Genomic DNA, 13,885 nt, shown 5'->3' on the forward strand with positions numbered 1-13,885 from the left:
TTATAAACAGCCATTCATGTTATTCAATTATAAGTTTGCCGGTAATAGTACTGTAACGAGTACATCGCATAAGACGGGATTGTCGTTTGCGCCCGATACCCTTCGGGAAAGCGCCTGGTTTGTAGGCAAGCTGCATAAAAAGCTGTCGTTTCGCGAAGCTATCTCTGCCCTGCACGATGTGGTGGTAAGCGATCTGCGGTTCAAACCAAAAGACAAAACCGCTTACAAGGAATGGGTAGCGCAAAATGAAGCGTTGTTCCTGGCCGAATTTATGCAAGGGTACGATGCCAGTGCCGCCAATAACCGCATTGAACAAATTAAGGCCGAACTCACGGAAGTGCGCACAAAGAAAGAAAATTTACTGGCGCCTTTTTATAAAGCCCGGCAGAAATATTTCAATTATTTATACGAAAAGAACCGCGAAGCATGGATTGTGTTGGATCCCGTTATCACCATTCATCCCGATGAGCTGTTCTTTGAATGCTTTAGCCAGGACGAATCAACATACGGCAAGCTGGGTTGCAATTACAATGTGTTCAAGGAAATTGACGATTATAAATGCGGCACCACCAATGTTGATTATTCATCGGCATTGTATGAAGAATTCCAGAAGATCCGCGATTATAAGGAAACGGAATTAAAAGTTGATCCCAGTGGTTTTACGGTGCAAACCACACATGAAGAACAATACAAGGAAGTAAAGATCGATTTGCCCGATAGCTGGGTGCGCGGTTTTTTACAGGTAAGCAGTGCCATGACCCTGCCTACCATTCAATTCGACCTGCACCCGATGGATGTTTATAATATCTGTTTGTTGCTGCGCCGCTTTAAAGAAAAAAGAGGTCCGCGATCATTGCGGTATGTACTGGAGCCCGGTCATCCTGTAAAAATTATTCTGGAACCCTGGGGAAAAGAGATCATTTGTGCCCGCAGCATTTATATGGGACCCGCCAAGCAGGAAGTAAGGACCTGGGGAAGGCGAAGGCTGCTGATATTGGAGCGATTGATACCTGTAGCTAAAAGATTCACTGTTCATTTACTGGGCACTGGGCTGCCTTCATTTTATATAGCCGACCTGGGTGATATGAATTTTACCTTAGGGTTAAGCGGCTGGACGACCAACGACTGGAGCCATGCGGGCAATTTTGATCTGCTGGCGCCGCGGCTCGAAGTAGATGATGCCACCAAGCAAAAAGTATTTGCTGCCATGCAGCAAGACTGGTTTGGCACATCGCAGCAATTAGCACAAAAACTGAATATAGAAGCAGCGAAGGTGTCCGGAGCATTAAGTGCCTATACGCAAGCCGGCCGGGTGATCTATGACCTTAACCGGAATGTTTACCGCCTGCGGGAATTGAGCCGTGAACCATTGCCGTTTGAAAAACTTCGATTCGATAACCCGCGTGAAGCAGATGCTGCGGAGATCTTGCGAACATTGGAAATCCAATATGCATCTCAGCCACTGGCTGATGGCGGTATGCAGTTATCGGGTAATGTAAAGGGTAAGCGTAAGACCTATAACATCAAAATGGAGATAGATGCCGATGAAAAGATGAGAGCAGCCAGTTGTGATTGCAGTTTTTATATAGAAAATAAATTATACAAAGGGCCGTGCGAACATATGCTGGCCATCAGGCAATCGTTCAATAAAACGAGAGTGAACAATGGATTCAAGTGATGGTGCAAACGTGAATAAGAAATAAAAAAAGAAAGCAGGATTTATTTAGAAATTAAAAAATAGGAATCTATATTTGTTAACCGCATTTCGTGTTCTTTGACAGAGGGTAAAATTACATGCACCTTGCTTCCGAAAGGAAAGAGCGATGTTTCGTCGCTCATGCAACATGAATATTTCATGCATCACCAAATGTAATCTTTACTATGGCATATAGGTACCAGTGTGCAATTATCAGGACTGGCACTATGTGCCTTAATTGCACACTGGTACCCATATGCCTTGCGTTGATTAATCTGGTCACTGGTGTGCACGAAGGCAGCATGCTTCCCTCTGTCAAAACATGATCTCTTTTCTTCACCCAACATGGCAGATAACAGAAACATCCGTCAGGAGTTATACGACCGCATCCGCGAAAGTTCAAAAGACGAAGTGGTACTCGAAGAAATGAAGCGTATGGGCTTTTGGGCCAAAGATGAAAATGGACCAACTATTCCCGAGCTACTGATAAAAAAGGAAGTGGAGCTGAACAGGGAGTTGAATAAGCTGTACGAAGAAAAGCGGAAATACCAGAACCGGGAAGCTGTATTAAAAGAAATGCGGCTGAAGCGGATGGCAGAAAGCCGGTTAAAACGGGAAGAAAATAAAAAGAAAAAAGAGCTGGCCCATCTTGAAAGAGCCGAGGCCTGGAAAAAGAAAAAGGATACAGCGATCATTTACCTGGGCGAAGGCGTTTCGGTTGGGTTAAACAATACCGATAATAACCTGGCGGCTTTACAAAAACATAACCTGCCGGTTTTTAATAATGAAAATGAACTTGCCAACGCCATTGGCATTCCTTTAAAAGAACTGCGCTTTTTATCATTCAACCGGAAAGTATCTACCGTATCGCATTACCGTAAATTTTATATTCCTAAAAAATCGGGTGGCAAACGGCTGATCTCTGCGCCCATGCCCCGGTTAAAACAGGTACAGTACTGGTTACTGGAGAATATCTTTAATAAAATTGCGGTTCACCCTGCGGTGCACGGCTTTGCGCTGCACCGTTCTATTATCAGCAATGCACAACCGCATGTTGGCAAAAGCGTAGTGGTGAATATTGACGTAAAGGACTTCTTTCCTTCCATCCATTACAAACGGGTAAAAGGGCTATTGCAACAATTAGGATTTGCAGAGAAAATAGCGGTGATCATGGCTTTGTTGTGTACCGAAGCAGTGACAGAAGAAGTGGAGATCGATGGCAGGAATTATTTTGTACAAAAAGGGAACCGGGTATTGCCACAGGGCGCGCCAACCTCGCCGGCCATTACCAATATTTTGTGTTACAAGCTCGATAAACGCCTGCAGGGACTGGCCACACAAACCCAATGCAGCTTTACCCGTTATGCCGATGATATCACTTTCTCATTCAATAATGAAACTACCAATGCGCAACAATTGGTATGGCGCATAAAGAAAGTGCTGGCCGATGAAGGCTTTACTGTACATCCCGATAAAGTGCGCATTATGCGTAAAGGCGCCTGTCAGGAAGTAACGGGTGTGGTGGTAAATGAAAAGTTAGGGATCAGCCGCAAAAAATTACGTCAGTTCAGGGCCGTATTGCACCAGTTAAAAACAAAGGATGCCGCTGAGCTCAAATGGGGCCATGGCAACCTGGCCAGCGCAGTAACCGGTTATGCCAATTTTGTAAAAATGATAAAACCGGTACAGGGCGCTGCTTTGCAAAATACGATCGTAACCCTGTTGCAAACAAACCGGCTGCAATATCCGCTGGCAGTAACCTCTTCTAAAAAGAATATACAAACGCCACCTGCGCAAAACAACGATCCTTCTGCCAAAAAAGACGATGATAAGCCCTGGTGGAATGTAGTGTAAATGACCTGATACCTAAAGCAACCATACATAAAAAGAGCCCCGTTATTAGCGGAGCTCTTTTTTCATTTGAGAGCATAGCAGTATTAATGTCCCAGCTTGATGAGCTTGATAGTCTCTTTAATATTACCCTGTTTTACTTCGAGATAATAAACACCGGGCAAATAGTTGTTACCCAGGAAGAATAAGCCGGTTGAAGGCAATCCATTCCTTAATTCAACCAACATGCCTGCATTGTTGGTAACAGACAGGCTTAATGGCTTGGGTGATGTGCTCAGTGTCATGATCACGAACCGACCAGGTGATGGGTTCGGGAATGCTTTTACCGTTAAAACGCCATCATCTTGGCCGGGGAACAGCGGCACGGTAACCACCGTGGATTGAGTAGTGGCGTTACCGGCGCTATCGGAAGCCGTAATGGCGATAGTGTATATCCGGTCTTTATTAATATGGGTGCGCTCGGCCAGCAACTTAACATGGTGTTCATCAACCACAACCCAATCGGGTTCCTGGTTGCCAAAGCCCTGTTCGTTGCAGGTAACAGCTAATGAAGAAGCAACGGCGCCACAATTATCAGTAACCGTATAATCGATGGTAACATCACGCAACTTATGATTGGGCGGCCATAATTGGCTGGGTGTTGCAGATACATTCGTGATCAATGGACTTTCAGTATCGTTCACCACTATGGTATAGCTGTAAGCAGCTGCGTTGCCGGCATGGTCAGCTACCGTCCAGGAAACCAGGGTAGAGCCTTTGGGGAACAGCACACCGCTTAAAGTACTGCTTTGAACAGGAGCAGTTGCAATACCATTGGTGGTTAAGGTATAGGAATACAACAGGCTGTCGTCACAATTATCGGTGGCCGTAATATCGAGCTGGTTGCCTGCGGTGTAAGAACAGACAGCAGAATCGGTGGAAAGTATAATGGTGCCGCCGTTTGCCACGGTAAGTACCGGTGCATTGATAACCGGCGCCTGGTGATCAACTGTTTTTACCAGGAAGCTACAGGTATCGGCATTACCACCGGCATCGGTTGCAATGAGGATGATCGGTGTATCCTGTTGGCCATTAAGCACGCTGCCCGCTGCCGGTAGTTGTGTAATGATAACTGTTGAAGAAGCCTGCACCACAGTTTGCTGCGTGAAATCGGGCAATACGGCCGAGCAGGAGGCGTTCAACACCAGCATGGTATCGTGCGGGCATTCAATAACCGGCGCCAGGTTCGAAACGGTATTGGAGGCGGCGCTTTCATTATGAAAACGGTCGGTGGTTGTTACCGCGTAATAATAAGTGGTGTTGGGCGTACCTGATTTGTCGGTATAACCAGTGGTATCGTTGGTGGTAATGTACAGCATGTTTTCGGCCGGGCTGGTATCAATGACGGGGTTGGTTGACCGGTACACAACAAATTGCCAGGCCTTGTTCAATTCGTCGCTGGCAGCCGGTTTATTCCATTTTAAAACAACAGAATCGTTACCATATTTAACAGCGGTTACATCGGTAGGTTTATCGGGTGCAATGCTGTCGCGCCAGGGCATATTAGGCAGCAGGGCGGGTTTGTTATAAAAATATAAACGCAGCGAATCACGGAAGCCCAGTTTGGTAGTACTGCGCAGGCTATTGGTATTGTAAACCGCTTCGCCATATACATTAGAAAGCGACCGGTTCAACCGTACTTCATTAGGGATCATCGACGGATTGGCCCAGTTGGTGCCCTGTGCCGGATCGTTTACTTTATAACCTGCCAAACCAATATAGATGTGGCGGCCATAGGCATTGTTATTCCACCAGGGAACTACAACGGCGTAGTTGGCGCCGGCCTGGCCAATGTACCAATATACCTGCGGACATAAATAATCAATCCAGCCCATTTGTAGCCATTTGCGGGTGTCGGCATACAGGGAGGTATAGTGTTCCAGCCCACTGGTAGCGGAACCTATTGCCGGATTGGTGCTGTTGCGATAAATGCCTGAAGGCGATACCCCGAATTTTACCCAGGGTTTTATGGTTTTGATGCTGTCGTACACCCTTTCGATCAACAGGTTCACATTGTCGCGGCGCCAGTCGGCCCGCACGGTAAAACCACGGGGATCGGCATTGTAGGTGGAGTCATCATTGAAAGGCGTTACGCCGGTTCCGGGTGGCGAAGGATAAAAATAATCGTCGAAATGAATACCATCTACATCATAACGATGTACAATATCTGTGATAACCCTGGTAACGTAATCACGCACGGCCGGGATGCCGGGGTCGAGGATGCGCAGGGTGCCCTGGCTAAGCAACCATTCAGGGTGCGTTTTGGTAACGTGATTGGCGGCAAAGCCCGGGATGCTGGCTGAACTGCCTGCGGCGCGGTATGGGTTTAGCCAGGCATGAAATTCAATACCCCGCTTATGACATTCCTCAATGGCAAACTGCATGGGGTCCCAATACGGATCAGGCACCTTGCCTTGTGTACCGGTAAGGTCGGCCGACCAGGGTTCAATACCACTGGCATACATGGCATCGCACTGGCTGCGTACCTGAATAAACAGGGCCGTTAATCCGGTGGCTTTGTGATGATCAAGAATGGTTAGTAAAGCGGCACGTTGTTGTGCCGGGGTTTGTGTGCGGCTGGGCCAGTCGATATTGGTATATGTGGCAATCCAGGCCCCTCTGAATTCGCGTTTGGGTGCATTTTGTGCAACTCCCGAAAAACATAGAATACAGGTTAGAAAAAGAACTTGTAAATGTTTAAGCATGATGGTTAGTTTTGCAGGTATTGCCGAATTTACGGCCTATGTTGCAAAAGTTTGCGATATTTCGGGACTTTATAGCCGCAAAAACCTGCAGTCGAGCGCCATCTAACAATTATTTCATCTGATGATATTATTTTGTTTGGCCAGATGGACGATTCATGCAGTGCCCTAATTTTGTGGAAAGCGAAAAGCTGATCAGGTAAGCCAATTTATATGCAAAGAAAAAAAGTTGATGTTGATGTTATCATGGATGTGCTGGAGGCGCTGCTGGAAGCGCAGCCGCATTCTACGTTTGTGCAAAGCCTGTATCGTCAGTATCAGGAGCGTGGTGGATTGAGCAAAAAACAATTGGAAGGATTATATAATAAGTCACTGAAGGTAAATTCTATTCCGGCCAATAAACTGGCTACGCTCGAAGCAGTGATCCTGAAACGGCCTACCCGGTATAAATCGGCGCCGCCACCACCCAAACCGATGTATGAGAAAGACGAGCGTATTGGGCAAATGATGGAAGCTATACTTGCCAAATATCCACAGCACAAACGGGTGCTTTTCTTAAAAGCGAAATACGACAATAACGAAACGCTTACGCCGGCTGAGATCCTCGAGGTTGAGCGGTTCACTAAAGTATTAAAGTAGTTATTCAGTTATTAAGTTGTTGAGTTTGGTTTCGGCCCCACGGGTTTAAACAACTCAATAACTTACGAACTAATGAACTTACTAACTTTCCTCATCGAAGTACAACTTGTAATATTTCTTACCACTCATTTCATCAACGCCTTTCTCTATAAGGTCACGGCGGCCATGAATGTATACATGGAAGTTCTTGTCGAGCTTTAATACGGTTTTAAATGCACGCTGTTGTTGCTTTACTGCCGATACGTGTATGGCGAATTCATCCTGTATTTCGAAGTTGCGTGAGGATTCAAAATTCTTTTTATAGTCCATGAAAGTATCAACCACTTCCTGGTGATGAATAACCTCATTGGTGAATTCTTCAATACTGAAATTCTCCTTGGTTTTGAAGTATTCCATAGAGCGGTTCAGCATATCGATCTGGTCGCTTTTCGATACATCGAATTTCTCTGCGTACTCATTAGTGATAAAGCTCTTGCAAAGGCTCAGGTATTTATCGGTATGGTGGTAGCTGTCGGAATAGGGCGTAACCTGCAGAAAGTCGGTGACCCAGTATTGGGCATCGTTTTGTTTATTGGTGGCATCTACCACACAGGCTTTAAAGCCTTCATTGGTATTGGTGTGGAAGATAAGACAGCCTTTATCGAGCTTATTAATGTTCACGCCCTCTTCATGTATAACTTCCCAGCTTTGGCCATGTTGAAATACCTTCAGGAAGGTTTCTTTGGTTTCCGACTTGAACAGACCGACCGCCCTGATAAAATCACCTTCAAACGGCACATCTTCAAACAACACCACATAAAACTCCCCTTCTTTTACTTTTACATGGGTCGATTTGCTGTACAGGAATTGAGCCAGTAATGCAGACTGCTGGGTAAAGCTGTCGCGGTCTTCGAAGATCTTGCGCACAAAAGCGTATACCTCATTCATATCCAAATCACTGAGATGGGTAAAATGGTATAATTCATTCTCGTTAAAGGGGCCCAGGAAATATTTGGTAAGGAGAGCCCTTACTATATCATCATTGAGGGTAAGCGGGTTAACGGAAAGCTTTAAGTCTTCCCCGCGGGATGGATTACCTACTTTATGCACAATAACCTGTTGCAACTGTACGCTGTCAATGCCGGTCATAACCTTTTTTTGAGGCCGCGAAGATAAGGTTAGGACGCTACGGAACGCTACAATTTTCCCCGGCCCGTTCCTTATGTTGATAATTTTTAATTTGCAACGAATAGGTATGACCGCTTGTCTTTAAATAAAGGACCAAATGAAATACCTTCTATCCTTGTTGATAGCCACGTTGTTAGTGATAGCGTCCTGCAAAAAAGACCATGATGATGGCATCCCGGCAGGGGAAGATTATGGGTGTATTGATCAGATGTTTATTAAGACAAAAGACCATACCATTAACAGCGCCGATGTGCCCACCGTTGATAAGCTGTTTTCAGCCAATCGAATAGATAATAGTAAGTTCCGGTATTACCAGTATAAGCGCGACTCGGTTGCAATCGGTCCTCCATATACAATCGTTGACAGAAAGTTGATATGGGTAGAGCAGTTTGATCGCGACCGGCGCGTTTTTAATGGAGATCAGATTTTCCAATTTTATAATGACACCTTTAACTCTGTAGGTTGGCACACTATAGGTTACAACTGGGTGAACGTATCGAATCTGGATACTATTCCCAGGATGTCGTTAGCACGGGTAAGAAGGCTGTTCAGACATGACCTGGAAAAGTATTTTCCTACCGACAGCAACGCTCAGCGCATTGATTATAGCGATACTTGTTTCATTGCTGAATTTGGATTTTATAAACAATTAGCAGATAAATACTATACCGCCAAATTTTATAAAGCCTGGCGGGTGTTCAAGAAGAATAGCGTGAATGACCGCCCGGCAGGTTACTATGACGATGAAACCGGCAGGCAGCTCTCATTCTATCTTTTCTAATAAAACTTATTTCACATCAAAATCAATCACAATCTTTTCACTGCGCGGGTGGCTTTGGCACGTAAGAATATAACCGGCATCCACTTCTTCCTGTTCCAGGGCATAGTTGGTATCCATATCTACCCTGCCTTCCAGTAATTTGGCTTTACAGGTGCTGCAAACGCCGCCTTTACAGGAGAAGGGCAGATCGGCGCCTTGCTGCAGGGCAGCTTCCAGTATGGTTTCGCCATTGTAGGGAAGCTCAAAGTCAAAAGCAATGCCATCGAGCTTAACCGTGATCCTGCTTTTTTCAGTGTTGGCCTCTTCTTTTCCGGTTTCCGGCTTCCTGCTTCTGACTTCCGCTTTTTCGCCCGGGGTGGTGAACAGTTCAAAATGAACCCTCTTTTTTTCGATCCCCTGCTCCTGCAGCCAATCCTTAACGGTAAAGATCATTTGCTCGGGGCCGCAAATGAAAATATCATCCATACCAGGCACATCGATGAGCTTTTCGGCCAGCAGGCTTATTTTTTCTTTGTCAATTCTTCCCGAATAAATAACGGCATCGGTTTGTTCACGGCTTAGCAGAAAATGGATGGCCAGCCGGTTCATGAATTTATTCTTTAATGCCTCAAGCTGTTCCCTGAAAATAATGCTGTTCCTGTTCTGGTTGCCGTATACCAGGGTGAAGGAGCTACCGGGTTCGGTTAACAGCGTGGTTTTAATGATAGAGATCACCGGCGTAATACCGCTGCCGGCTGCAAAGGCCAGGTACTTTTTATTATGCGCGGGGTTAAGCTCTGTAAAGAAAGTTCCGGTGGGCGGAAGCACTTCCACCACATCGCCTTTTTTCAACATATTATTGGCCCATACAGAGAACCTGCCGTAAGGCGCTTTTTTAATAGCTACGCGCAGTTCATTATCGGTAGGACAGCTGCAGATAGAATAGGAACGGCGTACCTCCTCGTTATTGAGCACGGTGCGTAACGTAAGGTTTTGCCCGTGTTTGAACTGGTAAGCGGTTTTGAGCTCATCAGGCACCTCAAATGCGATAGATACACAATCGGGGGTTTCTTTTCTGATATCAGCAATCGTCAGTTGATGAAAATGCGTAGCCAATGGCGAAATTTTAGTGAAATACTATGATTGTTTACGAAGGCCATCTACCAGTATCTGCACCATATTATCTTCCAGTACTTCCCCGGCAATTTTCTTTTTGCTTCGATGCCATGATTCAATGCCACTAACGGCATGCAACATAATGAGCACGGCGGTGGGGGCATCAATTGGCTTGATCTCTCCTTTGCGGATACCATCTTCAATGATGGAAGCAATGCGTTGACGGTAAGCCCGGCGCTGGGTTTGCATGTTCGATAAGTAAGGATCAGTGAGGTGTTTCCACTCCCGGTCACTTACATATACTTCTTCATAATTCTCCAGCATTTGCTTTATATGGAAACGAAGGATGGCCTGAATTTTTTCAATGGCAGTTTTATTGGGAGTGGCATCCACTTCCTCAATCTGCGACATGAAATTGTTAGCTGTTTTAAAACAGATCTCCTGCAGGATCTCGGCTTTTGAACTAATGTGGTTGTACAAACTGGCAGCCTCAACACCTACATGTTCGGCCAAATCGCGCATGGAGGTGGCGCTGAAACCTTTTTCGCGGAACAGCTTGGCTGCTTTGGCGATGATTACGTCTTTCCTGGTACCGTTCCTGTTTCTTTTAATTTTAGCCATATGAATGGGGGGTCAAAGATAATGAAAATGCTAACATTTGTTAGCTGATTTTACAGTAATTATAGGTAAAAATTTAAAATTAACTTACTAACGATTAATTGGCAATAACACTAAGTGGGCAGTACTTCTTAATAAAAGTCATAATCATGGCAGCCGTATATACGGCATGCGGGTAGTCAATGTAGTTTGTTGGGTCGAAAGTTCCAGGGCTAAAAGCCAGCAATCGAAATTAATAAGATGCCGGCAAGTTAATAAATTGTCTGCCAAAACCGGCTGGTTGTTTCAGCACATAAGAAATTTCGCGTAGGTTTGCACGCCGCCTCAATCCGTTTCTGCGGAAGCCGGATTTGCAGTGGCTTTCAACTGATTACTTCATTAATAATTAATTAGTCGCCCGGGTTCGCCTGTTAGGGGCTGAACCGAAAGGGTTAAAAATTTGCTTATGTCTTTGATCGTTGTGGGCACCATGGCCTTTGATGCTATTGAAACGCCTTTTGCCAAAATCGACCGTATTATAGGCGGATCTGCCACTTATGTAGCCTATGCGGCCAGTAATTTTATTCAGCCTATTCAGCAGATATCTATTGTCGGGTTCGATTTTCCGAAAGATGAAATGCAGGAGTTGGAAGGAAGAGGTGTAGAACTGGAAGGCGTGAAAGTAGTGCCAGACAAGAAGTCTTTCTTCTGGAGCGGCCGGTATCACCTGGATATGAACAGCCGTGATACGCTGGTGACCGATCTGAATGTATTGCTTGATTTTAACCCGGTGGTGCCCGAAGCCTATCAAAGTGCCGAGTTCCTGATGCTGGGCAATCTCGATCCGAAGATCCAGATCAGTGTTATCAAGCAAATGAAGACCCGTCCTAAGCTCATCGTAATGGACACCATGAACTTCTGGATGGAAAGCACCATGCCCGAGCTGGAAGAGGTGTTGAAAATGGTTGATGTGCTGATGCTGAACGACAGCGAAGCCCGCCAGTTAAGTGCCCAGTTCTCCCTGGTAAAGGCTGCGAAGGAAATTATGAAAATGGGCCCCAGGTACCTGATCATTAAAAAAGGGGAACATGGCGCCCTTTTATTCCATGGTGACCAGGTGTTCTTTGCCCCGGCCTTACCATTGGAAGATGTATTTGACCCCACAGGCGCCGGAGATACCTTTGCCGGTGGTTTTATTGGCCACATCGCCCGCACAAAAGACATTTCATTCGACAATATGAAAACCGCCATCATTGTAGGATCGGCTATGGCTTCCTTCTGCGTGGAGAAGTTTGGTCCCCAACGCCTGAAAGAAATTACCCGCGCCGATATTGATAACCGTATTCAACAGTTCGTTGACCTGGTGAACTTTGATATTGAGTTGGTTTGAAGGACAAATACCGGTTCTTAAATTATAAACAAGCCCTGCCCGCACCAGCCGCCGGCAGGGTTTGTGCTTTTATTTTCTCGCCAGTGTTACCACCTGTTTGAACTTTCTGGTTTTGCCCTGCAGCGTAAAGACTTCGGTTAATACTATATAAATACCCATAGGTAATTGCCTGAGTTTATCGTCGAGCCCATCCCAGTTGAACTTCCCAGTCATGGCCAGGGTTGCATTGCGTACCAGTTGGCGCACCATATGACCATTAGCGTCAAAAATGCGGATGTTGGCTACATAACCCGGTTCGGGCAATTGATAACCGATGGTGGCAAAATCATTGAACCCATCGTTATCGGGTGAAAAAATGGCCGGACTAATACCCACCGCACCTTGTAAACCGCCGTCGGCCGTTAACTGGGAATTGGGATATCCAGGAGTGCCGAAGCCAACTGTTGAAGCGGCCGATGACCAGTTTAACCTGTCGGTGGTGGGCTGGTTATAATTAAGGCGTTCCAACGCCACGCCTTCTTCATCGCTGATGAGGGCGAAATGCCAGTTATGATCATAATGCAATTCATCAATAATATTGCCCTGCAGGTTCAATAGCACCACTATGCCTTTATCATCGGGCATGGAAGGAAGGGCCGGCAATTCAATAATTAAAGAGGGATCTTTTATAAGGTATTGTTGTTGCAACCACAATTTATTCTCAGTAAGCACCCGGTATTCGCCCGGAAACAATAGCCAGGAAACAGTACTGATGGGTGTAACGGCTGTTAACTGAGCAGTAGCATTACGGCTTGCCAGGTACAATTGTTTCAGGTCTATGATGCGATTGCTGCGGTTATAAATTTCAATGTAATCGAAGCCATCGGGTTGGGGATTGAACAGGATCTCATTGATAACAACGGCCAGGCTATCGGCCATAACCGGCACACCGGCTTTGGTGGTGTTTAACTGGTTAATGGCATTGCCGGCACAGTCCTTTACATTATTCACCGTTAACTCATACACGGCTTGGCGATTCAATGGTGTGGGTAGTTTCAGTATTACTTCAGTACAGGAGGGCATAACAACAGATGCCGCCAAAGGGTGCGCTATTCCGTTATTGAAAGTGTAGTTGGCAGTGGATACGGCAGAAACGCTGTCAAGCGGCTCATTGAACAGGGCCGAAATGGTAAGGCTGTCTGTTGTAGCGCTTCTGATCAGCGCCGGTGATTGATCATCTTTGTTGATAGCATCAACGGAGTTTTTCTTCCCGGGCGAACCGCCGATGGCAGCCGTACTGGCTTTCCAGTTGCTTATACCCATACAGGGATTTTTGGTGTCGATCATTTCGAGCGACCAGCCGCCGTCGCTTTTAACGGCATTCTGGTACCAGCTGTTGTTATAGCCAACCGAATGTATCAACCTGCCTTCGGCAGAATAAAGGGATATAACATCGGCATCATTATTCAGTGAAGGGAAATTGCTGACGCCAATGGTATTGCCAAATGGGGCAAATGCAGCTACGGCGGTGGTTGAACAAATAATAACAAAGCTGTCGGGTTTTAATACGAAGCTGGCCGAAATAGTAGCGGTAGTGCTGCCATCGCTGAGTTTCCAGTTACGGATATTAAAGGCCGTTGTAGAAACATTTTTCAGTTCAATAAATTCTGTATTGGGTAGCTGAACCGGTGGCAAGGGATCGGGTAACAGTTCATCAATGACCACGTCGAAGCGGTTAGCGGTTTGGGCTATGGCACCTGTAATAAAGAACAGGCAGCAAGCCAGTAATGGCAGGCGAATAGATGGCAGCATCGTAGTAATTTTTAAATTAGGTAATTACTACCGAAACAGAGCCATGCTATAAGTTGCGCAAACTTATTACTAATTACAGCAATATTGAAGTCTTATCGCTTTAGGTGCTTATTAATTGATAAAAGTTAAGTGCCCTG

At 45.7% G+C, this 13,885-nt stretch carries 10 protein-coding genes; 5 read left to right on the forward strand and 5 right to left on the reverse strand.

What is annotated here, in order from left to right; genetic code table 11:
• Positions 1-16: 16 nt before the first annotated feature.
• On the forward strand, positions 17-1,678 hold the full coding sequence (locus A3860_RS05895) for a hypothetical protein (RefSeq protein WP_081145626.1): 1,662 nt from the start codon (positions 17-19) through the stop codon (positions 1,676-1,678).
• Positions 1,679-2,041: 363 nt separating this feature from the next.
• Positions 2,042-3,550 (forward strand): reverse transcriptase family protein, encoded by a 1,509-nt coding sequence (locus A3860_RS05900; RefSeq protein ID WP_081145627.1) that lies wholly within the window; start codon positions 2,042-2,044, stop codon positions 3,548-3,550.
• A gap of 83 nt (positions 3,551-3,633) precedes the next feature.
• Here A3860_RS05900 and A3860_RS05905 read toward each other — a convergent pair whose 3' ends face one another.
• Entirely contained in the window at positions 3,634-6,291 is a 2,658-nt protein-coding gene (locus A3860_RS05905; protein WP_081145628.1) for a family 10 glycosylhydrolase, read from the reverse strand.
• Positions 6,292-6,501: 210 nt separating this feature from the next.
• On the opposite strand from A3860_RS05905, the gene A3860_RS05910 reads away from it, so the two are divergent.
• Positions 6,502-6,927, forward strand: coding sequence for a hypothetical protein (locus tag A3860_RS05910; protein ID WP_081145629.1), 426 nt, complete (start codon positions 6,502-6,504; stop codon positions 6,925-6,927).
• Between the two features lie 81 nt (positions 6,928-7,008).
• On the opposite strand, the gene A3860_RS05915 is transcribed toward A3860_RS05910, so the two are convergent.
• Positions 7,009-8,055, reverse strand: coding sequence for a nucleoid-associated protein (locus A3860_RS05915; protein WP_081145630.1), 1,047 nt, complete (start codon positions 8,053-8,055; stop codon positions 7,009-7,011).
• 136 nt (positions 8,056-8,191) lie between these two features.
• Here A3860_RS05915 and A3860_RS05920 point away from each other — a divergent pair, with 136 nt between their 5' ends.
• Positions 8,192-8,875, forward strand: coding sequence for a hypothetical protein (locus A3860_RS05920; protein ID WP_081145631.1), 684 nt, complete (start codon positions 8,192-8,194; stop codon positions 8,873-8,875).
• 6 nt (positions 8,876-8,881) lie between these two features.
• On the opposite strand, the gene paaE is transcribed toward A3860_RS05920, so the two are convergent.
• Together paaE and A3860_RS05930 are read right to left on the reverse strand one after the other, a co-directional pair.
• Positions 8,882-9,970 carry a 1,2-phenylacetyl-CoA epoxidase subunit PaaE gene (gene paaE / locus A3860_RS05925; RefSeq protein WP_081145632.1) on the reverse strand — a complete coding sequence of 363 codons (1,089 nt, stop codon included), beginning with the start codon at positions 9,968-9,970 and terminating at the stop codon, positions 8,882-8,884.
• A gap of 21 nt (positions 9,971-9,991) precedes the next feature.
• On the reverse strand, positions 9,992-10,591 hold the full coding sequence (locus A3860_RS05930; protein WP_081145633.1) for a TetR/AcrR family transcriptional regulator: 600 nt from the start codon (positions 10,589-10,591) through the stop codon (positions 9,992-9,994).
• Positions 10,592-11,033: 442 nt separating this feature from the next.
• Between A3860_RS05930 and A3860_RS05935 the strand changes: the two genes are divergently transcribed.
• Complete coding sequence (locus A3860_RS05935) at positions 11,034-11,957, forward strand: PfkB family carbohydrate kinase (protein WP_081145634.1); 924 nt, start codon at positions 11,034-11,036, stop codon at positions 11,955-11,957.
• Between the two features lie 69 nt (positions 11,958-12,026).
• Here A3860_RS05935 and A3860_RS05940 read toward each other — a convergent pair whose 3' ends face one another.
• Complete coding sequence (locus tag A3860_RS05940) at positions 12,027-13,748, reverse strand: lamin tail domain-containing protein (protein ID WP_081145635.1); 1,722 nt, start codon at positions 13,746-13,748, stop codon at positions 12,027-12,029.
• Positions 13,749-13,885: the final 137 nt, after the last annotated feature.

Origin of the sequence: Niastella vici (assembly GCF_002077945.1) — a bacterium.
GTDB classification, from domain to species: domain Bacteria; phylum Bacteroidota; class Bacteroidia; order Chitinophagales; family Chitinophagaceae; genus Niastella; species Niastella vici.